This is a genomic window from Sphingoaurantiacus capsulatus (assembly GCF_042648405.1).
In the GTDB taxonomy this organism is placed as follows: domain Bacteria; phylum Pseudomonadota; class Alphaproteobacteria; order Sphingomonadales; family Sphingomonadaceae; genus Sphingoaurantiacus; species Sphingoaurantiacus capsulatus.
In genome coordinates, this window is the sequence record NZ_JBHRXV010000009.1 from 152,747 (window position 1) to 177,916 (window position 25,170).

The following is a 25,170-nucleotide window of genomic DNA, read 5'->3' on the forward strand; positions in this document are numbered from 1 at the left end:
TTGAAGCATTGCAGTTACGACGCATACGTTGTAATAAAGAGGGATGGGGAAGGTTCATTCATTGGTCGTCGCGCTAACGCTGGCTTCGGTGCCGGCGGCGGCGCATGTCGTGATCTCACCGCGCTACGCCGATATGGGCCGGCCGGCCGTGCTGTCCTTCTGGGTGCCGGAGGGCTGCGCGGGCTCGCCGACGACCTCGCTCAGCATCAGCATTCCGGCATCGATCACTTTCGCCAAGCCACAGCCGAAGGCCGGTTGGACGATCGAGTTCGAGCATGAGCCGCTCGCCGAACCGATCCCGGTCGAGGACATCGTCCAGACCGAGCGTGTTTCGCGCATCATTTTCAAAGGGCCGGCGGTTCCCGATTCGCAATTCGAGCAGTTCACCATCCTGATGAAGCTGCCGCCGCAGGCCGGGCCGCTGCGCTTCCCGGCAGTGCAGACCTGCGTTCAGGGCACGCGCAACTGGACCGAGATACCGAGCGCCGCCAACGCCGGCACCGGCCTGCGCCATCCCGCGCCCACCCTCACACTAACGGAGCCCAGATGATGCGCCCTCTCCTGCCGCTGCTCGCCGCCGCGCTGCTCGCCTCGACCGCGCCGCTCGCCGCGCATCCGTCGATCATGAAGGTGACACCGACGGTGAACGCCACGGTGAAGTCGCCGGCCGACCTGCGCATCCTGTTCAGCGAAGCGGTGATGGCGCCGCTGTCGGGCATCGCGCTCACCGGCCCCGGCGGCCGCGCGGTCGCGACCGGGAAGGCAAGCACCGCACAGGGCGGGCGCGAGCTGATCGTGCCGGTCAGCGGCAAGCTGGCGCCCGGCACCTATCACGCCAAATGGCATATCGTGTCGTCGGACACCCACCGTGTCGAAGGGCACTTCGCCTTCACCGTCCAGTGATCGAGGACGCGCCGCTCTTCCTCGCGCGGCTCCTCCATTATCTGACGCTCGTCCCGCTCGCCGGGATGCTGCTCTACGGTTCGCATAGCGCGTCGCTGGTGCCCCCGCCGCGCTGGACCGAGGTGCAGGCGCGGCTGCGGCCGGTCGCGATCCTCCTCGCCATCGGTGCGCTGATCGGCGCGACCGGCTGGCTACTGGCAACGATGGCGACGATGGCCGGATCGCTCAGCGCCGCGGCCGATCCGGCGGTGCGCGACTTCATCCTGTTCGGCAGCGACTTCGGCCGGTTGTGGCTGGCGCGGCTGGTCTTCGGCGCGCTGCTGATCGCCGCCGCCTGGCGCTGGCCGCGGCTCGCCGCCATGCTAGCCGCGCTGCTGCTGCTCAGCCTCGCCGGCACCGGTCATACACAGGTCAACGCCATGCCGTTGCGCCTCGCGCACATGGTGAACGACGCCATCCACCTGCTCGCCGCCGCGCTATGGCTCGGCGGGCTGTTGCCGCTGGTGTGGCTGGTGCAGGCCGAGCGCGACCCCGCCGTGCTGGCGCCGCTGCTGCACCGCTTCTCCGCCGTCGGCTATATCGCGGTCGGCTTGCTGGTGGTGACGGGCGTCGCCAACCTGCTGCTCTCCGCCGAGCGTCCGTTCGAGCTGCTCGAAACATTATGGGGATGGCTGCTCGCGGCTAAGCTCGCGGCGTTCGCCGGCATGCTGGCACTTGCGGCGTCGAATCGTTTTCAGCTTCTCGCAAGACTGGAAGGCCTTCAGTCGGGCCCGGCCGCCGATCGGATTCGCGATCGCCTGCGGCATCATATCTGGTCCGAGCAATTGCTCGGGATCGCCGTCCTCGCGATCGTCGCCCTGCTCGGCATGACCGCGCTGCCCTAAGGTCCGTACTCACTAAGAATGGCATTCGAGATGGCAGTGGGAAGCCCAAGGGCGAGGAGAGGCCGCGCGGGCGGGCCTGAAGGCCCCCGGCAAGCGGCGTCGACGACGCCCTTGGGCTTCCCACTGCCACGCTTCGCGCGGCGTGAGGAAGGCCATGGCTACGCGCCGGCCGCTTGCCAGCTAGCATCTGCTAGCTGGTCTGCGCGACCTTACTTGCCATGGCCATCCTGACGCCGTCTCGAACGTCATTCTTAGTGAGAACGGACCCTTAGGGTCTGATTAGCAAGTGATTAACGGCCAGCATCAGCTGAGCCAAGCCGTGCATGATTTGCGATACTATTGACATAAGGGTACCCTTGTGTGATCCCAACCATGGGGTTGCGGGGTGCTTGATGACGGGTCGCAGACGCATCGGATATCGGTTTGCCGGCTGTCGGGCGGGGCGATGACCTGCGCGCAACAGCAGATGGTGCCGCGATCACGGGACGCGGTACGCCGGCCGGCATGCGGCGTTGCGCTTCAGGTCGCCGTCGACAATTTCGCACCGCTCAGCGACGCCTATGGCGCCGACGCGACGGTCGCCATCTGGGCGGCGCTTGAGCAAAGGCTGGCCGAGGTGATCGCCGGCCTTGGCCTCGCCGCCGAACTGCGCGCCGAGCCGCCGCTCTTCCATATCGGCCTCCTGCTGCCGCAGCCCGCACCGGTCGATATCGCCGCGGTCGTCGATGCCGCGCTGATCGCGCTCGGCTCGCGGCCGATCGAGGTTGCGGGCGACCTGGTGATGGCGGCCGTGTCGGCACGTATCGATCCCACCACCGCGGCCGACCTGCCGGTCGCCTCGCTGCCGATCGACGAACGTCTGCGCGACGACATGGCGGTCGCCGCGGCGACCTTCCTTGCCATCGCCGAAGGGCGGCTCTACTTCCTGTTCCAGTCGATCGCCGGCGCCGCCGATGCCGAACAGGCGCTCTATCAGGAATGTTTCGCGCGCCTCGTCGACGGTGCCACCGAGCATGAGTTGCACACGCCGCGCGGCTTCATGCCGGCGCTGGAGCGGCTGGGTCTTACCCGCCGCTTCGACCGCGCCGTCGTCGAGGGCGGGCTCGAGTATCTGCGCGCCAATCCGGTGGCGCGCGTCGGCTGCAACATCTCGTCGCTGAGCGCGGTCGCCGACGCCTGGTGGACGCCGGTGCTCGATCGGCTGGCCGCCGCGCCCGATCTCGCCGAGCGGCTGGTGATCGAGATCACCGAGACGGCGCCGCGCGGCGACATCGAGCCGATCCTTGGCTTCGTCCGCGCCTTCCGCCGCGCCGGCTGCCGCATCGCCATCGACAATTTCGGTGCCGGGTTCAGCGGGCTGCGCTTCGCCGTCGCCGCCGCCCCCGACATCATCAAGATCGATGCCTGCTACGTCCGCGAGCAGGCTGCGCACGCCTTCGGCCCTGCCTATCTCGGCCATCTCGTCGGCCTTGCCCGCTGCCTGGCGACCGAAGTCGTAGTCGTCGGCATCGAGAATGATTCCGACCTGTCGCGCGCGCGGATGGCGGCGGCGGACTGGGTGCAAGGCCGCCACGTCGCGCCGGCCTCGTTGTTCCGCACCGCCGTCTCGCGCCTCGTGTCGGTGTTCACCGACGTGCCGCCCGAACGCCGGCGCGCCGAGGTCATCTTTCACCGTCCGGCCAGCGGGAGCGCTGACGGCGCCGCCGCCCCGAACTGACGCGCATTGGGGAGCCGGCGGAGCGGCGCCGGCGCGAATGAGGGAATGGACATGGCAGGCCGCATCGCGAGCAGGCGATCATCGCGCGTCACCCGGCGCCGGCTGCTGCTGGGCAGTACGGCGCTGCTCGCCTGGGCCTCCCCCGCGGTGCGCGCCGCCGACATCGTCGTCACCAACGGCCAGACCTTGGCGCCGGTCACCCTCACCACCAGCGAGGCGGTGCGCGTCGGCGCCGGCAGCAGCGGCACGCTCAACCTTGCCACCGGCAGCCTGCTGACCATCGACACCACCCACGGCAGCACCGCCGGCCGCCTCGAACTCGGCGATGGTGGCAGCGGCATCCTCAACCTCAGCGGCGGCACCATCCGCTTCAACATCGCGGCGTCGCCCAGTGCCGGCTCGACGGCAGTCGGCCGGCTGTGGGTCGGCGGCGGGCCGACCAACACGACGGGCGGCACCGGCATCGTCACTATGACCGGCGGCCTCATCGACTATGTCGAGCTCGATCCCGCGACGCGCAATTACGGCGGCCTCGCCATCGGCCGCGGGCTCGGCGTCGTCGGCACCTTCAACCAGAGCGGCGGCACCGTCCGCATCGGCAGCACCGTCGCGATCGACATCGGGACGGAGGGCGGCACCGGCAGCTATCGGCTGAGCGGCGACGCGGCGCTCGACGTCAGCGACGGCGGCGGCACGCTCTATGTCGGCTCGCGCACCGACGCGAACGGCGTCGCGTCGACGGGCACGCTGCGCATCTCGGACAATGCCAGCATCACCATGATCACCGGCAGCAATTCGGGCGGCCAGTTCTTCGTCGGCGACGCGCGAGCGACCGGATCGATCATCCAGGACGGCGCCGGCTCGGTGGTCACCTTCCGCCAACGGGATCCCATGCTGTTCGGCGCCAATGTCGGCAACAAGGGCGGCGCCAATGGCGGCGGCACCGGCAGCTACACTCTGTCGGCCGGCACGCTCAACGTGCTGAACCCCGGCGGATCGGCGGCGATCCGCTTCGGCGCCGCAGCCGGGGGACGTGGCGAATTCCTGATCAGCGGCGGCACCGCCAACATCGCGACCAACCTCTCCATCGGCTATGATGCCGGATCAACCGGCCTGCTGCGCCAGACCGGCGGCACCCTGTCGCTGACCGGCAGCAGCCGCCTGCAGGTCCGCAGCGGCACCGGCAGCTACGAGCTGCTCGGCGGCCGGCTGCTCATCGGCGGCACCGAGGGCCTCTACGGCGGCGGCACCCTGTCACTGGGCAGCGCGACGCTCGGCGTGCAGGGCAGCAACTTCAGCTATGCCGGCACGGCGACGCTGGCATCGGGCTCGACCTTCACCGTCGATACGCAAGGCCTCAACGCGACACTGTCGGGCGATTTGTCCGGCGCCGGCGGGCTGACCAAGGCCGGCCTCGGCACGCTGACGCTCGGCGGCGCGAACAGCTACACCGGGCTCACCACGATCGGCGGCGGCACGCTCGCCCTGACCGGCGCCGGCTCGATCGCGTCGTCGGCGGGGCTGGTCAACAACGGCATCCTCGACATCTCAGGCATCACGCTGGGCACCACGCTCGCCAATCTGTCGGGCAATGGCCGCATTGACCTCGGCCTGCGCAGCCTCGCCGTCGGCACCGACAACAGCAGCACTGCGTTCTCGGGCACCATCGCCAACGGCGGCTTCAACTGGGACGCGACCTACGGCGTTTTCGCCAAGGTCGGGACGGGCACGCTGACCATCGACGGCGCCACGATCAGCGGCGGCGAGGCGCATGTGCGCGGCGGCAAGCTCGCGCAGACCGGCGGCACCACCAGCCTCGGCTATATCGCCGTCGGCACCGGGCAGACGGGCGGCGTCGGCAATGTCGGCGGGCTCGATATATCGGGCGGCGCCATGACGATCGGCACCACGCTGCAGCTCGGCGATTTCCGCGGGGTCGGCACGCTTAACCAGACCGGCGGCACGATCACCGTCGACCAGCTATGCGGCAGCAGCTCGCACTGCGCCGCCGTCAACATCGGCAATCAGGGCGGCACCGGCACCTACAATATCTCGGGCGGCAGCCTCCTCCTGCCCCGCGCCAGCCTGGCGCTCGGGCGCAACACCGCCGCCAACCCTGCCGGCAGCGGCACGCTCAACCTCAGCGGCACCGGCCTCGTCGACCTGACCGATGGGCGCTTCAACATCGGCAACTGGCTGTCGGTCGGGGCCGGCATTCCGCGCAGCAGCGGCACCCTCAACCAGAGCGGCGGCACCCTGCGCATCCGCAGCGCCGGCCAGCTCTTCCTGTCGGGCAGCGGCAACGGCATCTATAATCTGACTGGCGGTGCGCTCGAAATCGGCGGCACCTCGCTGCGCGCCAACTATGGCAGCGGCACCGGCACCTATGCCTTCAACCTCGGCGGCGGCACCATCCGCGCGATCGGCTCGGCGATGACCGCGCCCGTCGCTGCGACGCTGCTTTCGGGCACCCAGTCGACGATTGACACCAACGCGCTCGGCGCCACCTGGTCGGGCGTGCTGTCGGGCAGCGGCGGGCTGGCGAAGGCCGGCGCCGGCACGCTGACCTTGAGCGGCGCCAACAGCTATACGGGCGCGACAACGATCAGTACCGGCACGCTGGCGCTGTCCGGCGCCGGCACGATCGCCGCCTCATCAGGTCTCGCCAACGACGGCGTCTTCGACATCTCGGCGACCACCAGCGGCACCTCGCTCGCCAATCTGTCGGGCAGCGGCCGCGTCGACACCGGGCTGCGCGTCCTGCGCGTTGGCACCGACAACAGCAGCACCACCTTTTCGGGCACCATCGTCAACGGCGGCCTCGGCTGGCTGGCGAGCTACGGTTCGTTCGACAAGGTCGGCACCGGCACGCTGACCTTGAACGGCGCGACGATCAGCGGCGGCGAGAACCACATCCTCGGCGGGGCCATCGCGCAGAGCGCGGGTCAGACCAACATCAACCATCTGTCGGTTGGCACCGGCACGGTCGGCGGCGTCGCCAATGTCGGCGCGCTCAACGTCAGCGGCGGCAGCCTCACCTTCGGCACCGGCCTTCAGGTCGGCGACTTCGGCGGGTCGGGCACCGTCAACCAGACCGGCGGGTCGATCGTCATCCAGCCCGGCTGTGGCGACGCCTCGCGCTGCGCGCTGTTCAACATCGGCAACCAGGGCGGCACCGGCGTCTACAACATCTCGGGCGGCAGCCTGACGCTTACGAGCGGCTCGTTCGGCTTGGGGCGCAATACCAGCAACAACCCGGCGAGCAGCGGCACGCTCAACCTCAGCGGCACTGGCCTCGTCGACCTGACCGCCGGCTTCTTCACCATCGGCAACTGGATGGTGGTCAACGGCACGACCCAGCGCGGGTCGGGCGTGATCAACCAGACCGGCGGCATTTTCCGCATCGGCAATGCCACCAACCTCTATCTGTCGGGAAGCGGCAACGGCATCTACAATCTCCTCGGCGGCGCGCTCGAGATCGGCGGCACCTCGCTCAACGCCAACTACAACAACAACGGCGGCACGCATCAGCTCAACCTCGGCGGCGGCACGCTTCGCGTCAGCGACACCGCGCTGACCAGCACGGTCCCAGCAACGCTGCTCACCGGCACGCAATCGACGATCGACAGCAACGCGCTCGGCGTCACCTGGAGCGGCGTGCTGTCGGGCGACGGCGGGCTGGCGAAGGCCGGCGCGGGGACGCTCTCGCTGACCAATGCGAACAGCTACAGTGGCGGCACGACGATCAGCGCCGGCACCTTGCAGATCGGCACGGGCTCGACGAGCGGTAGCATCGTCGGCAACGTCGTCAACAACGCGACGCTCGCGTTCAACCGCTCGAACGCGCTCGCCTTCGGCGGGGCGATTTCCGGCAGCGGCGCACTCTCCAAACTTGGCGCCTCGACCCTGACCTTGACGGGCGCGAACAGCTTCACCGGCGCGACGACGGTAGCGGCCGGAACGCTCGCGCTGTCGGGCGCGGGCCGCGTCACCGGCGCGGTCGTCAACGACGCGACGTTCGACATCTCGGCGACCACCGGCAACGATGTCGCGATCGGTGGCCTGTCGGGCAGCGGGACCGTCATGCTCGGCGCGCGAACGCTCGGCCTAACCGGTGGCGGCATTTTCGGTGGCGTCATCTCGGGCAGCGGCGGTCTGCGGCTGAGCAGCGGGACGCAGATCCTCACCGGGGCGAACGACTATAGCGGCGGTACCGCGATTGCCGGCGGCACCTTGCAGCTCGGCACCGGCGGCATCCTGCTCGGCAATGTCGCCAACGATGGCGTTCTCGCCTTCGACCGCAGCGACGATGTCAGCTTCGGCGGCACCATTTCTGGCAGCGGCGCGCTGCTGAAATCGGGCACCAACCGCCTGACGCTGACCGCGTCGAACAGCTTCGCAGGCACGACCACCATCGCCGGCGGCACGCTGGCGCTGACCGGCGCCGGTCGCATCGTCGGCAATGTCGCGGCCACCGGCATCTTCGACATTTCGGCGACGACGGGCAGCAACGTCTCGATCGGCGGCCTGTCAGGCACAGGCTCGGTCGCGCTCGGCACGCGCGCGCTGTCGCTCACCGGCGCGGGCGGCAGCTTCGCCGGGTCGATCACCGGCACCGGCGGCCTCACCCTGCTCGGCGGCACCCAGACACTGACTGGCAGCAACGACTACAGCGGCGGCACGACAATCACCGCGGGCACGTTGCGCATCGGCGCCGGCGGCACGACGGGGAGCATCAGCGGCAATGTCACCATCAGCAGCGAGCTGGTCTTCGACCGCAGCGACGATGTGAGCTACGTCGGCGTGCTGATCGGCAGCGGCGGGCTCACCAAGGCCGGCGCCGGCACGCTCACCCTGACCGCGGTGAACAGCTACAGCGGCGGCACCACGATCGCCGGCGGCACCCTCGCGTTGACAGGTGCGGGCCGCATCGCGGGCGATGTCGTCGACAATGGCGCGCTCGTCTTCAACACGGCCGACAATCTGAGCTTCGGCGGCGCCATCTCCGGCACCGGTTCGCTGACGCAGGCGGGCAGTGGTACACTGACCTTGACCGGCAACGGCAGCTATAGCGGCGGCACCACCATCGCCGCGGGCACACTCGCGCTGTCAGGCGCGGGGCGCATTATCGGCGCGCTCGTCAACAACGGCAGCTTCGACGTCAGCGCGGCCAGCGGGCCGATCAGCCTCAGCCGCCTGACCGGCAGCGGTAACGTGGCCCTCGGCAGCCGCAACCTCTCGATCAGCGCGGCGAGCGGCAGCTTCAGCGGCGCGATCAGCGGCAGCGGCGGGCTGACGATCGGTGGTGGCACGCAGATCCTGACCGGCGCCAACACCTACACCGGCGGCACCGCGATCAGCGGCGGCATCGTGCAGATCGGCGCCGGCGGCACCAGCGGCAGCGTCGTCGGCAACATCGTCAATAACGGAACCCTGCTGTTCAACCGCAGCGACGCGATCACCTTCGCCGGCGCCATCTCGGGCAGCGGGTCGCTGGTGAAGGCGGGAGCCGGTTCGCTGACCCTGAGCGGCGCCAACAGCTACGGCGGCGGCACCAATGTGCAATCGGGTACGCTGCGCCTGACCAGCAGCGGCGCGGCGGGCACCGGGCGCATCACGCTCGAAAGCGGCACGACGCTCGGCTACGCCGCCGGCATCAGCGTCGCCAACGACCTGCGCATCAACGGGCTCGCCACGCTCGAGGTCGCGACCGGCACCGCCACCCAGGCGGGCGCGCTGAGCGGCAGTGCTCGCTACATCCTCGGCGGCGCCGGCCGGCTGCTGCTGACCGGCGACAACAGCGCCTTCACCGGGTCGGTCTCGGTATCCGGCCTCACCGTCGATCTCGACCGCAGCAGCGCGCTCGGCACCGGCCTCGTCGACCTGACCGGCAGCACCACCTTCCGCTATGCCAATGGCGTCAGCATCGCCAACGCCATCACGCTCGGCAGCGGCGCGACTCTCGCCGGGATCGTCGACAGCGGTCGCGCGACGCAGGCCGGCGCGATCGGCGGCGCCGGTGCTTTCGCGAAATCAGGTGCGGGCACGCTGGCGCTGACCGGCACGAGCAGCTTCAGCGGCGGGCTGCTGCTCGCCGGCGGCACGCTGGAAGTCAGCGGCACCCCCGGCACCGGCCTGATCGACATGGCGGACGGCACCAGCCTGCTCTTCACCGCCAGCACCACCGCTGCCAACCGCCTCGACATCAGCGGCAGCGCGACTCTCGGTGTCGGCACCGGCCTGCAGGCGACGCTCGGCGGGGTGATCGGCGACGGCACGCGCGCCGGTGCGCTGGTGAAAAGCGGCGCGGGCACGCTGACCTTGACCAGCGCCAACCGCTACAGCGGCGGCACCAGCATCAATGCCGGCACGCTCCGCCTCGGCGCCGGGGGCAGCCTCACCGGCAGCATCGCCAACGCCGGCATCCTCGCCTTCGACGGCGCCGATCGCCGGACGATCGCCGGCGCGATCACCGGCAGCGGTTCGCTGGTAAAGGCGGGCAGCGGTGCCACGATCCTCACCGCCAACAACAATTATGAGGGCGGGACGACCATCGCCGCCGGCAGCTTGCAGATCGGCGCCGGCGGCACGAGCGGTGCCATCACCGGCAATGTCGTCAACAACGGCGCGCTGGCTTTCAACCGCGCCGACGCCGTCACCTTCGCCGGCGCGATCTCTGGTAGCGGGTCGCTGACCCACGCCGGTGGCGGCACGCTGACCCTGGCCGGCGCCAACAGCTACAGCGGCGGCACGACCATCGGCGGCGGCACCCTGCATGTCACCGGCGCCCTCACCGGCAACGTCGTGAATGGCGGCACGCTGACGTTCGATCGCGCCGAAGCTGCAGCCTTCGGCGGCGTCATCTCGGGCAGCGGCTCGCTGGTGAAGACCGGCGCGGGCACGCTCACCCTGTCGGCGGCGAACAGCTATGCCGACGGCACGACGGTGCAGACCGGCACACTGCTGCTCGGCAACGATCGCGCCGCGGGGCTTGGCCGCATCATCCTCGAAGGCGGCACGACGCTCGGCTACGCCAACGGCATCACCGTCGCCAACGACCTGCTGATCAACGGCGAAGCGCACCTCGACGTCGCGAACGGCGTCGCGACGCAGGCCGGCGCAATCACCGGCACCGGCCGCTATGTGCTGAGCGGCGCGGGCCGGCTGATGATCACCGGCGACAACAGCAGCTTCACCGGGCCGGTGACGATCTCGGGCGTCAATCTCGATCTCGAGAGCAGCAACGCGCTCGGTGCCGGCGATGTCGAAGTGGCGGAGAGCGCGACGCTCACTTACGGCGATGGTCTCGAGGTCGCGAACAACGTCAGCCTCGGTGCGACCGCCACCCTCGCCGCCGTCGTCGACGAAGGCCGCGCTGCGGTGCAGTCGGGCGCGATCACCGGCGACGGCGCGGTGGCGAAGACCGGCACCGGCACGATGATCCTGACCGGTGACAACAGCTATACCGGCGGCACCACCATCACGGGGGGCGTGCTGCAGGTCGGCAACGGCGGCACCAGCGGCGCGATCTCCGGGAATGTCGACAACAGCGGCACGCTCGCGTTCAACCGCACCGACACTTTGGTGTTCAGCGGCTCGATCTCGGGCAGCGGCGGCATCGTGCAGGCGAGCGGCGGCACGCTCGTCCTCACCGGCGCCAACAGCTTCAGCGGTGGCACCACCATCTCGTCCGGCACACTCGCGCTGTCGGGCGACGGGCGCATCAGCGGGCCGGTGGTCACCAACGGTGTGTTCGACATCGCTGCGACGACCGGCGGCGCGGTACAGATCGCCGGGCTTACCGGCCAGGGCAGCGTGTCGCTCGGCAGCCAGACGCTGGCGCTCGGCGGCGCGAATGGCAGCTTCGCCGGCACCATCACCGGCAGCGGTGGCGTGGTGCTGACCAGCGGCACGCAGGTGCTGACCGGCACCAACAGCCATTCGGGCGGCACCACCATCGCCGGCGGCACGCTGATGGCGACCGCCGCCGCGCTCGGCACCGGGCCGATCGTCGGCAACGGTGCACTGGTCATCGAACAGGCGACCGACGCGCGCCTCGCCAATCCGGTCAGCGGCACCGGTTCGCTGGTCAAGTCGGGCACGGCGAAGCTCGAGCTGACCGGCACCAGCAACTTCTCCGGCGAGACGCACCTCACCGGCGGCCGCCTCGCGGTGAACGGCGCGCTCCCCAATTCGGTGGTGACGGCCGACAGCGGCACCACGCTGTCGGGCGCCGGCACCGTCGGCGGTGTATCGATGTCGGGCGGCGCGGCAGTCGCGCCCGGCAACTCGATCGGCACGCTGACCGTTTCCGGCAATGTCGTGCAGGCGGCGGGCTCGACTTACGAAGTGGAGGTCGATCCGGCCAGCGATCGATCCGACCGGATCGTCGCGCAAGGGTCGGCGACGATCGCACCGGGGGCGATCCTCCACGTGATCAAGGAGACCGACATCGCCTATGCGCCCGGCCGGATCTATACGGTGCTGACCGCCGCGGGCGGCGTGACCGGCCGCTACACGGTGACCGGCGACACCGCCATCTCCGCCTTCTACGCACTGGTCGACCGCTATGCGGCGCAGAGCGTGACCCTGGAGGCGGCGCAGGTCCGCACCTTCGCCTCGGCGGGCGTCACCGCGAACCAGATCGCCGTCGCGGACGGGCTCGACAGCCTCGCGGCGGGTAACAGGATTCACGACATCGTGGCGATGTACGCCGACGACGCGCCGGCGCGCAGTGCCTTCGACCAGCTGTCGGGCGAAATCGCCGCGTCGGCACACAGCGCCTTGATCGAAAGCCGGCGATTTGCGCGTGAGGCGGTGATCGACCAGCTGCGGCTTTCCGGCGACGAGGGCCGCGCCGTCTGGGGCCGGCTGTTCGGATCGTCGGGCGATCTTGGGCGTGACGCCGCGCTCGATTTCTCGGCGCGTGGCCTCATCGCCGGTGCCGACATCACGGCGGGCAACGGCGCGCGCATCGGCTTCTACGCCGCCGGCAGCCGCACGCGCTTCAGCGTCGATGATCGCAGCTCGACCGGCGCGAGCGACGACCGCGAACTCGGCTTCTATGCCGGCGGACGCTGGGGCGGGCTCGGGCTGCGCGCCGGTGCCGGCTACACGTGGCACGACATTGACTCCACGCGCCGCATTGCCATCCCAGGCTTCGCCGACCGCCAGACCCGCGACGCCGACGCGCAAACGCTGCAGGGCTTTGCCGAGGCCGGCTACCGCTTCGGCACCGAGCTTTCGAGCGCCGAGCCCTTTGCCGGCATCGCGTATGTCGATCTCAACGAAAAGGCATCGCGCGAGCAGGGGGCGGCGTCGCTCGACAACGCCGGCACCACCAGCCGCGCGACCTTCTCTACCCTGGGCCTGCGCGGGCAGTGGCTGCAACAAGGTCCGATGTCGGCAGTCGGCTTCGCGGGATCGGTGGCGTGGCGCCACGGCTTTGGCGATCTCACCCCGTCGGCGCGCCTCGCCTTCGGGGGCGGCGACCGCTTCACGGTCGGCGGCGTGGCGCTGGCGCGCGACGCGGCGGTGATCGAGGCGGGCGTGCACATGCAGATCACGCCGTCGCTCAGCTGGAATGTCGACTATGCCGGCCAGCTCGGGCGTGACTTCCGCGACCACGGCCTGCGCGGCACGCTCGGGTGGCGCTTTTGACCGCATTGCTGGCGTTCGCCGCGCCCGCGGCCGGCCTTCCATCCGTTTCAGTTCTCGGCCCTGGCGCGCGGCTGCTCGCGGTCGGGCTGCTTCTGACGACCATCTTCAACCTCGTTGCCGTGATGATGCTGTTCCGCGCGGTGCGGCGGCTGCGCGAAGAACGGGCGGCCACGACCGGCCCGCCGCTCACCGCGACGCCCGATCGCGACCTCGCCACCGAGGATGCGCTGTGGGAATGGCAGGTCGGGACGATCGCCGTCGTCTGGGGCCGCGCGATCGGCGAACTGTTCGGCTACCCGCAAGCGCGCGCCGGCACCACCATCGACTGGTTCGTCGACAAGCTGCACCCCGACGAACGCCGGCGCGCGATCGGCAGTCTGCGCCGCGCCCTCGCCGGCCGTGACGACGGCTGGCGGGCCGAAGTGCGCTTCCGCAAGGCCGACGGCAGCTATGCGGCGACGCTGGCCCGCGCGCGGATCATGCGCGACGCATCGGGCGCGCCGCTTCGCGTCATCGGCACGCTCGCCGATATTTCGGATCAGCGACGTACCGAGGCGGCGCTGCGCTGGAAGGCGAACCATGACCCGGTCACCGGTCTTCCCAATCGCGGGCACTTCCTGGGCCGGCTGGAAGCCGCGCTCGCGCAGGCGGGTAAGGAACAGGTCGGGCTGGTCCTCCTCGGCATCGACAATTTCAAGGCCATCAAGGACGCTTGGGGCATCGCTGCCACCGAGGCGCTGCTGCAGGCGTTCGGCGATCAGCTGATCCGGCTGGTGCCGCCGGGGTCGCTGGTCGGGCGTGTCGGCGACGACGAGTTCGCAATCCTGCTGCCGCGGCTCAGTGCCGACGAGGCGACGCTGGCAGCGGTATCGACGATCGGCGCAGCGCTGATCCCTTCCTTCGCCTTCGAGGGCGCGGCGATCGACTGCACCGCCAGCGTCGGCGGCGCCTTCGCACCAAGCGACGGGAACGATGCTGCGACCTTGTGGCGAAGCGCCGATCTCGCGCTGCAGGACGCGCGCGCGGCGGGGCGCGGGCTGACCCGCGTGTTCCGCGCCGACCTGCGCACCTCGATCGAACAGCGCGCCTCGATGATCCTCACCGCCCGCGACGCGATCACCGACGACCGGATCGTTCCCTTCTACCAGGTGAAAGTCGACCTGAAGACCTGCGCGATCGTCGGCTTCGAAGCGCTGCTGCGCTGGCATCACCATCGGCACGGGCTGCAACCGCCCAAGGCGATCGACGCCGCCTTCGACGATATGGAGCTGGCGGCGCGGCTGACCGACCGGATGATCGACCGCGTCATCGCCGACGCGCGCGGCTGGCTCGATCGCGGCATCGATTTTCGCCGCATCGCCATCAACGGATCGGCGCCCGATTTCGTGCGCGGCGACTTTGCCGAGCGGCTGCTCGACCGGCTGCACCAGGCGAACCTCCCACCCACCCGCTTCGAATTGGAAGTGACCGAATCCGTCTTCATCGGGCAGATCGCCGACAACGTCGGACGCATCCTGACGACGCTCAGCAAAGCCGGCACGACCATCGCGCTCGACGATTTCGGCACCGGCTACGCCTCGCTGTCGCACATCAAGCAATTCCCGGTTGACACGCTGAAGATCGACCAGTCGTTCATCAGCGCGCGCGCCGCCGACGATCTCGACGATCTTGCCATCGTCCGCGCCGTCATCGGCCTCGGGCAGAGCCTTGGTATCAGCACGGTGGCCGAAGGGGTCGAAAGCCTCGCGCAAGCTAATCTGCTGCGGCGCGAGGGCTGCGATGTCGGGCAGGGCTATCTGTTCGGCCGGGCGGTCGCCGCGGCGCGCGTGCCGGATGTCATCGCCGAGCTGCCGTCACGCTGGCGGGTCGATGCCGATGGCCGGATCCGCGCGGCCGTCGATGCGGACCAGCGCGCGGGCGACGCTTAAGTCGGCCGTCGCAGCAGGCGGGCGCGGGTAAGCTGGCTTGGCGGCGGCGTGCCACCGGCCTCGCCGTGCATCAGCCTCTGCAGCGTACGTGGGTGCACGCCGAAACGCGCGGCGACCGCTGACGGAGGTTCGCCGTCCTTTTCGATCGCATGGCGGGCAGCGGCGATCTGTTCGTCGTCGAGCGAGCGGGGGCGGCCGACATGCTGGCCCTGCGCCTGCGCCGCCGCCATGCCGGCGCGCGTCTTCTCGCTGATCAGCGAGCGCTGGAACGACGCGAGCACGCCGATAACGCGCGAGATCAGCGGGCCGTCGGTCGAGCCGGTGTCGATATCCTCGTCAAGTGAGCGAAAGGCGATGCCGCGCCGCGTCAACCCGTCGAGCAATTCGACGAGATTGGCGAGCGAATGCGCCGGGCGGTCGAGCCGGGTCGTGACCAGCATGTCGCCGGGGCGCAGCGCCTCGAGGCAGGCCTTCAGGCCGAGGTTGGCGGGCGGCGGGTCGCCGTCAGCGTCGCTGAACAGCTGCGCGCACCCCGCCTTGCGGAGCTGCGCTTCCTGCCGGGCAAGACTCCGCGCATCACCGTCGGCGCGGGCGTAGCCAAGCTTTATCGGGTTGCGATCTGCGAGTGCCAGAAAATGTCGATCTTGCTTGATTGTTGACGGGACGCCGCGACCCACGTCCCGTTGGCGAAGCAAGAAGTACGCCAGCGATAAAAATCCCTCTAATATGGATGGTTAACGGCGGGCTTGCCACGCGACTGTAAAATTCGTCGACAACAATGCCGCCCCGAAGAGCCGGCGGCTACGGCGTTGCGCGGCGTTGCGCGGCGTTGCACGATCGGGGGGCATCGTCGATGGTCTCCCGCGATGACGATTCCGCTTCGCTCCCTTCAGCCGGCATCGCCGCTCGACGAGGCAGATATCGACCGCATCGTCGAGGCTTTCTACGCCCGCGTTCGGTCGGACGAGATGCTCGCGCCGATCTTCGACGGCGCGATCCACGACTGGCCGGTGCACCTCGGCGATCTGAAGGCCTTCTGGTCGTCAGTGATGTTCACCAGCGGCCGCTACAAGGGCCGGCCGATGCCCGCGCATATCCGGCATGCGGCGTCGATCACGCCGGCGGCGCTCGAGCGCTGGCTGGCGTTGTGGCGCGAGACGACCGACGAGCTGGTCGCGCCCGCCGCCGCCCGCGCGCTACAGGAAAAGGCAACCCGCATCGCCGAGAGCCTTTCACTGGGCATCAACTTCTATCGCAACCGGCTGGAGGCAGGCCGGTGAACCACGCTTGCGCCGATTGTGCCGTCCGCGAATCCGCGCTGTGCGCGTCGCTGAACGATGACGAACTCAGCCGCCTCAACCGCATCGGCCGTCGCCAGCGGCTGGCGAAGGGCCAGACGCTGCAGTTTGCCGGCGATGACAGCCTGGTGTTCGCCAATGTCGTCGATGGGGTGCTGAAGCTGTCGACCTCGACCGCGGATGGGCGCGAGCAGATCGTCGGGCTGCTCTACCCAGCCGATTTCCTCGGCCGGCTGTTCGCGGTGCGCGTCGACTATGACTGCACCGCGCTGACCGACGCCGACCTCTGCGTCTTCCCGCGCGCCGGTTTCGAGGCGGCGTTGAATGATTTCCAGAAGCTGGAACGCGACCTGCTCGAGCGCACCATGGCTGAGCTCGATCGCACCCGGCAGTGGATGCTGCTGCTCGGGCGCAAGAGCGCCGAGGAGAAGGTGGCGAGTTTCCTCCTCAACATCGCCGAACGGCTGCGCCCCGAGGGTTGCACCGGCCGCAGCGACGGCCCGCAGACCTATGTGCTGCCGCTGACCCGCGGCCAGATCGCCGATGTACTCGGCCTCACCATCGAGACGGTGAGCCGGCAGATGACCCGGTTGAAGAGCGCCGGCGTCATCGCGTTGCCGAGTATTCGCGAGGTCACCCTGTTGCGACCCGACCTGCTGGAGGCGATGGCCGAAGCCACCTAGGCGTTCGGCAAACGCAGCGTGACGCTGAGGCCGCCAGCTTCTCGGTTGCTGAGCGAAAGCGTGCCACCGAGCTGGTCGACCAGACGGCGGGTGATCGCGAGGCCGAGCCCGACGCCACCGGTGCCACGGTTGCGCGAGGTTTCGATGCGGAAGAAGGGCTCGGTGGCGGCATTGAGCATTTCCGCAGGGATGCCCGGGCCTTCGTCATCGACGGTGATCGTCAGCTTGTCGCCCGCCTTGGCCAACGTGACCCGCGCGCCGCCGGCGTGACGGACGGCGTTGTTCACGACATTGGCGATGGCGCGCTTGAGCTTCAGGGGCTGGGTGACCGCCTCCAGCTTGCGTGGCCCCGCGAAATCGACCTCGCCGCCCAGATCATGCGCATCGTCGATGACGGTCGCGACGATCGAGGCGACATCGGCGAGCTGATCGGGCTCCGGCTCGTCGCCGCGCAGATAGTCGAGGATCGAGGCGATGAATGCCTCCATCTCGTCGAGCGAATGCTCGATCGCGGTGCGCGCCTCGTCGTCGTCGATCATCGACGCTTGAAGCCGTAGGCGCGAGAGCGGGGTGCGCAGGTCGTGCGAGACGGCGGCGAGCGAGTGGACGCGCTCGCGCACCAGCTCGAGCAGCCGCGCCTGCATCGCGTGGAAGGCGATCTCGACCTGCCGCACCTCCACCGGGCTCGACGCGGTGGCGCCAAGCGGCAGCGGCTCCTCCCGGCCGGCGGCGTCGGCGGCCTGCACCAGCAGGCGCAGCGGCCGGTTGATCATCCGCGCCAGCAGCGAGGCGACCAGCGCCGCGCAGGCGAGCAGCAGCAGCACCGATGCCGCATAATGATAGAGCGCCGAGGTGCCGCCGAAATTGTCGGAAGAGCGGAAGATCAGCCAGCTGCCGTCGTCAAGGCGCAGGCTGCCTTCCATCACGCGGCTGTCGGCGCGGCTGAGGCGTAATCCGTTCTCGGCGAGGCCCGGTCGCCGGTCGAGCATCAGTTGTCGCACGTCCTCCACCGAGGCGGAGGACGACCCGTCTTCATCGGCGGCAGCCGCCGCCTGCCAGCGCACGACGAAGGGGTCGCGCCAGAGGTCGGCGGCGAGTTCGGCGCGGCGGTCGGGCGCAATGCGCACCAGCAGCCGTTCGGCGACCGTCAACCGCCCGGCGACGCGTTCGGCGCGCTCGCGCTGGATGCGCGCGGCCTCGAAGTGGCGGAAGATCAGCTCGCCGCCGACGAACTGCAGCAGCAGCGCGGCGAGAAGCACGAGCCGGATGCGACCGCCCAGCCCATCGGGCCAGCGCAGGCGGCGGCTCAAGCGCGGGTGACCGGTTCGACGAAAATATAGCCGACGCCGCGCACGGTGCGGATCAGCTCGCGCGCCTCATCGTCGCCGAGCTTGCGGCGCAGGCGGCAGACCAGCACATCAACGCTGCGGTCGGACGAGCCGGCGAGCCGGGCACGCGACAGTTCGAGCAGCGCCTCGCGGCCGATGACGTTCTGCGCATTTTCGAGCAGCGCGATCAGCAGATCATATTCGGCACCCGACAGGTCGATGCGCGCACCCGAGCCCGCGTAGAGTTCGCGGCGGCGCAGATCGACCGTCCAGTCGCGGAAGTTCAGCCGCTCGGCACGGCGGACCTCGGCCTCGCCGGTCAGCCGCCCACGACGCAGCACCGCGCGGATGCGCGCCAGCAGCTCGCTTCGCCCAAACGGCTTGGCGATATAGTCGTCGGCGCCAAGTTCGAGCCCGGCGACGCGGTCGGCCTCCTCCCCACGCGCGCTGATCATGATGACCGGCGTGTCGCTGCCGTCGACCTGGCGCAGGTCGCGGCAGATGTCGAAGCCGCCGCGGCCCGGCATCATCACGTCGAGCAGGATCATGTCGACCGGGTCCGTCGCCAGCCGCTCCGCCATCTCGTGATGGTTGGCGGCGGTGAGCGCGCGAAAGCCGTTGGCGCGCAGGATCTTCGAGAGCGCGGTGCGCATGCCGGCATCGTCGTCGACCACCAGAATCACCGGCCCGCCGGCCGGCAGGTCGCTGGTGGTCGGGGGACCTTCGGCGGGCGATTTGTTGCTCGAATATTGCTGCAACATAACAAATCTTTGCCTCGGTTCGAGCAGCAGGTCGGCGCGTTGACAAGCCCGATGACGACGATCAGTTCGCCTGCGACTGATTATCATTACCGGGGGATATCCGTAAAGTGAGCACCCAGCCTTCCGCCACCCGCGCCATCCGCAACCCGACCCTCACCTCGCCGAGCGCGCTGCTTGCGCTGGGCTGCCTGATCGCCGCCGCCCCGGCCGCTGCGCAGGACAGCGGCACCGCCGACACTCCGACCCGCCTCGGCGGCGTCACCGTCACCGACACCGCGATCGACGACAGCTACAACCGCGGCGAGGTATCGTCGGACAAGGGCACCGCGCCGCTGCTCGATACGCCGCAGACGATCAGCGTGATCCCGCAGGAAGTGATCCGCGACCGCGGCGCCCGCACCCTCGCCGATGTGCTGCGCAACACGCCGGGCATCAGCTTCGATGCCGGCGAGAATGGCTTCGGCACCTCGACCAATAACTTCACCCTGCGCGGCTTCGACACCAGCGGCAGCGTGTTCATCGATAATTCGCGCGACTCGGGCAGCTACGCCCGCGACGTGTTCAACGTTGAATCGGTGGAAGTCGTGAAGGGCGCCGCCGCCGACAACGGCCGCGGCAGCGCCGGCGGCTACGTCAACATCAACACCAAGAAGCCGACGCTCGATCCGTTCATCGCCGCCGACCTCAGCTATGGCTTCGACCAGTATGACAGCAAGTCGCGCAAGCGCGGTTCGGTCGACATCAACCAGCCGATCAGCGACAGCGCTGCGATCCGCGTCAACGCCGTGATCGAGGACAGCGGCGTCGCCGGCCGCGAGCTGGCGCGCAACAAGCTGTGGGGCCTCGCGCCGAGCGTGGCCTTCGGCGTCGGCACCGGATTCCGCGCCACGCTGTCGTGGGAGCATCTCGAGCGCGACGACCGGCCCGACTGGGGCGTCCCCGGCGCCACCGTGCGCAAGACCTCGTTCGATCCGTCGGCGGCCTATAATCCGCTGACCGCCGGTGCGCCGCGCGATGGCTTCTATGGCCTGGCCAGCGATTTTGACGACGCGACCGCCGACGCGCTGCTCGGCCGGCTGGAATATGATCTCTCGGAGGGCGTGACGCTCAGCAACCAGACCCGCTGGACGCGCGTCGACCGCACGTCGCGCTTCACCTCGCCGACCGGCTTCACGCCGGCGACGCTGGCGGTGCCGACCGGCGTCGCCTTCTACGATCGCCGCAACAAGACGATCAGCAACACCACCAACCTCGCGGCTAGCGTCGATCTCGGCGGCATCACCCACCGCATCTCGGCGGGCCTCGAGCTGACCAACGAGAAGTCGTCGGCCCCGCGCTTCGGCGCCGCCGTCCCGGCACCGGGTTCGACCCCGCTGTTCAACCCGAACCCGAACCGTGTCGCCGGCGCGCCGTTCGTCGTCACCGAGACCGCGAACGTCGATGTCGATACCATCGCCTTCTATTTCTACGACACCATCGAACTGTCGGAGCAATTCGAGGTGACCGCCGGCATCCGCGGCGAGAACTACAAGGTCGATATCGACAGCCTCACCGCTGCCGGCGTGCCGACGGGTGCCGCAGGCGCCTTCAGCCGCGAGAAATTCTCGTGGAACAGCAAGATCGGCCTTGTCTACAAGCCGGTCGAGACCGGCAGCGTCTATGCCTCGTTCGGCACCTCGGCACTGCCGCCGGGCTCGTTCCTCTCCAACCCCGACATCTCGCGCACCGGCGACAACGCCTTCCCGGGCTTCGTGCCGAACGCCCGCCCGTCACGCTCGGAGAATTACGAGGTGGGCGTGAAGTGGGACTTCCTCGGCGGTGCCCTCTCGACCAACGCCGCGCTGTTCCGCACCGAGCGTAGCAGCGTGCCGGTGGTCGGTCGCCGAACCGGCCAGACCGTCGATACGCTTCAGGGCTATCATAAGCAGGTGGTGCAGGGGCTCGAGCTGAGCGCCACCGGCCAGGTGACCGAGGCGTGGAATATCTTCGGCGGGATGCTGATCATGGACAGCGAGCGCCAGATCAGCGCCGCGCTCGATGCCGCGCGTCGCCTCGGTAACAGCGGCGCCGGCGACTATGGTACCGCCACCCGCACCGACGGCGACCGCCTTGCTTTCACGCCGAATTTCTCGGCCACCTTGTGGACCAGCTACGAGCTGCCGTTCGGCCTCACCGTCGGCGCCGGCCTGCAGCACAGCGGCTCGCGCTTCCTCGGCCGTCCGGACGATGCGCTGCGTATCATTCCGAACAGCCGCTACGGCAAGCTGCCGAGCTACACCGTGGTCAACACGCTGCTGTCCTACCCGGTGACCGAGAACATCGATCTGCGTCTCAATATCGACAACGTCTTCAACAAGAAATATGCCCTTACCACGAACTGGAACGGCAGCCGTGCGTCGCTGGGCGCGCCGCGATCCTGGCTGCTGAGCGCCGGCTTCCGCTTCTGACGGCGCCTTTCCGCGTCGCCGGGCCGGTGGCCCGGCGACAGGAGACGAGTGCGATGCTGATCGAGATCCCGGCCGTGCTGTCGCCGGCGGAAGTCGCCGCGGTTCGGGCGCGGCTGGCAGCCGCCGAGTGGCGCGACGGCGGAGGCACCGCCGGCCATCTCGCGGCGCGCGCCAAGGCCAATCTGCAACTGGGTGCCGACGATCCGCTCGGCGCCGAGCTCGGCAACGCCATCGTCGACCGGCTGTCGGCGGCGCCGCGCTTCATCGCCGCCGCCCTGCCGCTGCGCGTGCTGCCGCCGCGCTTCAACCTTTACACCGGCGCGGGCGCCTATGGCCGCCACATCGACAGCGCGATCTTCGCGGTGCCGGGCCTGCGCGAGCGGGTGCGCAGCGACCTGTCCGCGACGCTGTTCCTGAGCGACCCCGACGAATATGACGGCGGCGAGCTGGTCGCCGAATTCGGCCTCAGCCGCGAACGGGTGAAGCTGCCCGCCGGGCACCTCCTCCTCTATCCCGCGACCTCGGTACACGAGGTGACGCCAGTGACGCGGGGCGCGCGCTATGCCGCTTTCTTCTGGGTGCAGAGCCTGGTGCGCGACACGCATCGCCGCGCGATGATGTTCGAGCTCGACGAGACCATCCAGGCGCTGACCGCGCAACTGCCCGACAGCCCCGAGATCGTGCGGCTGACCGGCCTCTACCACAATTTGCTGCGCGACTGGGCGGACACCTGAGATGGCGCTGCCGCCGCTCAGCGAGATTCCGCCGACCGTCGCCTCGGTCGACGACTATGAGGGGCTGGCGCGCGAGCGGCTCGACGCGGGGAGCTGGGCCTATCTGACCGCCGGCGCCGGCGACGAATCGACGGTGGCCGAGAACCGCTCCGGCTTTGCGCGCTGGCAGTTGCGCACCCGCGTGCTGCGCAACCTGTCGGGCGGCAGCACGGCGATCGACCTGTTCGGCACGCGCCTCGCCGCGCCAATCCTGCTGGCACCGGTCGCTTTCCAGAAACTCGCGCACCCTGACGGCGAGCTGGCGGCGGCGGTGGCGGCTTCCGCCTTGCAGGCGGGCATGGTGGTGAGCACTCAGGCGAGCGTCGCCATCGAGGATATCGCCGCCGCCGCGTCCACACCCCTGTGGTTCCAGCTCTATATCCAGCACGACCGCGACTTCACCCGCGCGCTGGTCGCCCGTGCCGAGGCCGCCGGCTACGCCGCGATCGTCGTCACCGTCGATGCGCCGACCAGCGGCCGCCGTGACGCCGAGCAGCGCGCCGGTTTCGCCTTCCCGCCCGGCATCGAAGCGGTCAATCTGCGCGGCCTCGCCCCGCCGCCGCGCGCCGCCGCCGACGCACTGCTGCTCGGCACGCCACTGCTCGACGCCGCGCCGCGCTGGGAAGACCTCGCCTGGCTGCGCACGCTCACCCGGCTGCCGATCCTCGTGAAGGGCATCATGGACGGCGACGATGCACGGCGGGCGGTCGCCGCCGGCATCGACGGCATCATCGTCTCCAACCACGGTGGGCGCACCCTGGACTCGCAGCCGGCCACGATCGCGGCGCTGCCGGAGATCGTCGCGGCGGTTGGCGGCCAGGTGCCGGTGCTCGTCGATGGCGGCATCCGCAGCGGCACCGACATCTTCAAGACGTTGGCGCTGGGCGCGCGCGCCGTGCTGGTCGGCCGGCCGTTCGTCTATGGCCTTGCCGCCGCGGGCGCCGTCGGCGTCGCGCATGTGCTGCGTATCCTGCGCGCCGAACTCGAGGTGGCGATGGCATTGACCGGCTGCCCGACACTTGCCGCCATCGATACGGACGCACTGCGCCGATGCAGCTGAACCTGCCGGTCCTGAGCACGGTGATCGCGGCGCATATCGCGCTGTTGCTGCTGCTGATCGCGCAGAGGGCAGCGCCGATGCTGCAGGAACTGCAGATGCCGCTGGTCGTCGACCTGCTGCCCGTTGCGGCCGAGGAGCCGCCCGCGCCCGTCGAGCCCGACCTGCCGCCCCCGCCGCTGATCTACGTGCCGCCGCCGGTCGTCATCGTCGCCGTACCGCCATCGCCGTTCGTGGTCGCCGAATCCCCGCCCCCGCCCGAGCTGCCATCGGTGAGTCCGCCACCGCGACCCGCGCCGCCGGCCCCCGCGACGATTGCCACCGGCGACCTGTCGGCGACGACACTGAGCGCCACGGCGCCGCGCTATCCGCTCGAATCGCGGCGGCGGCGGGAACAGGGCACCGTGATGCTGAGCCTGCTGCTCGGTGAGGACGGCCGCGTCGCCGAGATCGAGATCGCCCGGACCAGCGGGCACCGCCGGCTCGACGAGGTGGCGCTTGCCGCCGTCCGCCGCTGGCGCTGGTTGCCGACCGTTCGCAACGGCCGCCCCGTGCAGGTGCGCGGCGTCGTCGAGATCCCTTTCATACTGACCGGATAATGCAGAGGAGACGCGCGTGATGAAGCTTCGTTTTGCCGTGACGGCGATATCCGCCCTCGTGCTTGCCGCCTGCTCGGGCGGCGAGGAAACCAAGGGCGATGCCGCCGCGACCGAGGGCGCGGGCTCGAAGGAGGTGAACCTCTATACGGCGCGTCACTATGACAGCGACCTGCCGCTCTATGAGCGCTTCACCCAGGAGACCGGCATCAAGATCAACCGGATCGAAGGCCGCGCCGACGAGCTGGTCGCGCGCATGAAGAGCGAGGGCGCCACCAGCCCGGCGGACGTATTCATCACCGCCGATGCCGGCGCGCTGTGGCGCGCGCAGAAGGAAGGGCTGTTCCAGCCGGTGCAGTCGGCGACGCTCGACGCGCGCGTCCCCGCCAACCTGCGCGAGCCGGCCGGCAACTGGTACGGCTTCACCCGCCGGGCCCGCATCGTCGCCTACGACAAGGCGAAGGTGAAGCCGGAGGAGATCGACAGCTACGAGAAGCTCGCGACGCCGCGCTTCAAGGGCAAAATCTGCGTCCGCTCGTCGGACAGCGTCTACAACCTCTCGCTCGTCGGCGCGCTGATCGAGGCGTGGGGCGCGGAGAAGGCCGGCGAATGGTCGCGCGGCATCGTCACCAACATGGCGCGCCCGCCCGAGGGCGGCGACCGCGACCAGATCCGCGCCGTTGCGGCGGGCGTCTGCGAAGTCGCGATCACCAACAGCTATTATTATATCCGCATGGCGAGCGGCGATGATGCCGCCGACCGCAAGGTGATCGAGAAGGTCGCGCTCGGCTTCCCGAGCCTCGACGGCAAGGGCGCGCACGTCAACATCTCGGGCGGCGGCGTTGCCGCCAACGCGCCGAACAAGGCGAACGCGATCAAGCTGCTCGAATTCTTCGCCTCGGCGGAGACGCAAGCGCATATCGCGGCGAACAACAATGAATATCCGGCCTCGCCCGACGTTCCCGCGCCGGCGCCGGTCGACGCCTACGCCAACTTTACCGCCAACCCGATGTCGGCGGCGGCGTTCGCAGCGCGTCAGCCCGAAGCGCAGACGATGATGAGCGAGGCCGGGTGGCGCTAACCGCGTCTTCCCGCCTGCCTCTGTCACGTCACCTGCGGCCCCTGCCGATCCTGG

At 69.6% G+C, this 25,170-nt stretch carries 16 protein-coding genes; 13 read left to right on the top strand and 3 right to left on the bottom strand.

The window, feature by feature from the left end:
• The first annotated feature begins 43 nt into the window (after positions 1 to 43).
• The 6 genes from ACFOMD_RS10440 to ACFOMD_RS10465 all read left to right on the top strand — a co-directional run bounded on the left by ACFOMD_RS10440 (position 44) and on the right by ACFOMD_RS10465 (position 15,092).
• Positions 44 to 550, top strand: coding sequence for a YcnI family copper-binding membrane protein (locus ACFOMD_RS10440; RefSeq protein ID WP_380860950.1), 507 nt, complete (start codon positions 44 to 46; stop codon positions 548 to 550).
• Positions 547 to 903 (top strand): copper homeostasis periplasmic binding protein CopC, encoded by a 357-nt coding sequence (gene copC, locus ACFOMD_RS10445; protein ID WP_380860953.1) that lies wholly within the window; start codon positions 547 to 549, stop codon positions 901 to 903. Before ACFOMD_RS10440 ends, copC begins: the two co-directional genes overlap by 4 nt.
• Positions 900 to 1,787, top strand: a complete 888-nt coding sequence (locus tag ACFOMD_RS10450) for a CopD family protein (RefSeq protein WP_380860956.1) — start codon at positions 900 to 902, stop codon at positions 1,785 to 1,787. The genes copC and ACFOMD_RS10450 overlap by 4 nt, the downstream gene beginning before the upstream one ends.
• A gap of 445 nt (positions 1,788 to 2,232) precedes the next feature.
• Complete coding sequence (locus ACFOMD_RS10455) at positions 2,233 to 3,504, top strand: EAL domain-containing protein (protein WP_380860959.1); 1,272 nt, start codon at positions 2,233 to 2,235, stop codon at positions 3,502 to 3,504.
• Between the two features lie 51 nt (positions 3,505 to 3,555).
• Positions 3,556 to 13,164, top strand: coding sequence for an autotransporter-associated beta strand repeat-containing protein (locus tag ACFOMD_RS10460; RefSeq protein ID WP_380860962.1), 9,609 nt, complete (start codon positions 3,556 to 3,558; stop codon positions 13,162 to 13,164).
• Entirely contained in the window at positions 13,152 to 15,092 is a 1,941-nt protein-coding gene (locus ACFOMD_RS10465; protein WP_380860965.1) for a putative bifunctional diguanylate cyclase/phosphodiesterase, read from the top strand. The genes ACFOMD_RS10460 and ACFOMD_RS10465 overlap by 13 nt, the downstream gene beginning before the upstream one ends.
• Here ACFOMD_RS10465 and ACFOMD_RS10470 read toward each other — a convergent pair.
• Positions 15,089 to 15,769, bottom strand: a complete 681-nt coding sequence (locus tag ACFOMD_RS10470) for a recombinase family protein (protein WP_380860968.1) — start codon at positions 15,767 to 15,769, stop codon at positions 15,089 to 15,091. The genes ACFOMD_RS10465 and ACFOMD_RS10470 overlap by 4 nt on opposite strands.
• A 189-nt stretch (positions 15,770 to 15,958) precedes the next feature.
• On the opposite strand from ACFOMD_RS10470, the gene ACFOMD_RS10475 reads away from it, so the two are divergent.
• Together ACFOMD_RS10475 and ACFOMD_RS10480 are read left to right on the top strand one after the other, a co-directional pair.
• The gene (locus tag ACFOMD_RS10475) at positions 15,959 to 16,372 is read left to right on the top strand and encodes a group III truncated hemoglobin (RefSeq protein WP_380860971.1); all 414 of its coding nucleotides are present in this window, start codon (positions 15,959 to 15,961) and stop codon (positions 16,370 to 16,372) included.
• A complete protein-coding gene (locus tag ACFOMD_RS10480) occupies positions 16,369 to 17,073 on the top strand; it encodes a Crp/Fnr family transcriptional regulator (RefSeq protein ID WP_380860973.1) in 705 nt (234 codons plus the stop codon). The genes ACFOMD_RS10475 and ACFOMD_RS10480 overlap by 4 nt, the downstream gene beginning before the upstream one ends.
• Here the strand turns inward: ACFOMD_RS10480 and ACFOMD_RS10485 are convergent.
• Positions 17,070 to 18,383, bottom strand: a complete 1,314-nt coding sequence (locus tag ACFOMD_RS10485; protein WP_380860976.1) for an ATP-binding protein — start codon at positions 18,381 to 18,383, stop codon at positions 17,070 to 17,072. The two genes, ACFOMD_RS10480 and ACFOMD_RS10485, sit on opposite strands and share 4 nt — an antisense overlap.
• Positions 18,380 to 19,162 carry a response regulator gene (locus ACFOMD_RS10490; protein ID WP_380860979.1) on the bottom strand — a complete coding sequence of 261 codons (783 nt, stop codon included), beginning with the start codon at positions 19,160 to 19,162 and terminating at the stop codon, positions 18,380 to 18,382. Before ACFOMD_RS10490 ends, ACFOMD_RS10485 begins: the two co-directional genes overlap by 4 nt.
• Before the next feature lie 107 nt (positions 19,163 to 19,269).
• Here ACFOMD_RS10490 and ACFOMD_RS10495 point away from each other — a divergent pair, with 107 nt between their 5' ends.
• Genes ACFOMD_RS10495 through ACFOMD_RS10515 form a run of 5 tightly spaced genes read left to right on the top strand, consistent with a single transcriptional unit; the run spans position 19,270 to position 25,116 of the window.
• A complete protein-coding gene (locus ACFOMD_RS10495) occupies positions 19,270 to 21,609 on the top strand; it encodes a TonB-dependent receptor (protein WP_380860982.1) in 2,340 nt (779 codons plus the stop codon).
• 53 nt (positions 21,610 to 21,662) lie between these two features.
• The gene (locus ACFOMD_RS10500; protein ID WP_380860985.1) at positions 21,663 to 22,343 is read left to right on the top strand and encodes a Fe2+-dependent dioxygenase; all 681 of its coding nucleotides are present in this window, start codon (positions 21,663 to 21,665) and stop codon (positions 22,341 to 22,343) included.
• Between the two features lies 1 nt (position 22,344).
• A complete protein-coding gene (locus tag ACFOMD_RS10505) occupies positions 22,345 to 23,442 on the top strand; it encodes an alpha-hydroxy acid oxidase (protein ID WP_380860988.1) in 1,098 nt (365 codons plus the stop codon).
• A complete protein-coding gene (locus ACFOMD_RS10510; protein ID WP_380860991.1) occupies positions 23,433 to 24,038 on the top strand; it encodes an energy transducer TonB in 606 nt (201 codons plus the stop codon). The genes ACFOMD_RS10505 and ACFOMD_RS10510 overlap by 10 nt, the downstream gene beginning before the upstream one ends.
• 19 nt (positions 24,039 to 24,057) lie before the next feature.
• A complete protein-coding gene (locus ACFOMD_RS10515; RefSeq protein ID WP_380861044.1) occupies positions 24,058 to 25,116 on the top strand; it encodes an extracellular solute-binding protein in 1,059 nt (352 codons plus the stop codon).
• Positions 25,117 to 25,170 lie beyond the last annotated feature (54 nt).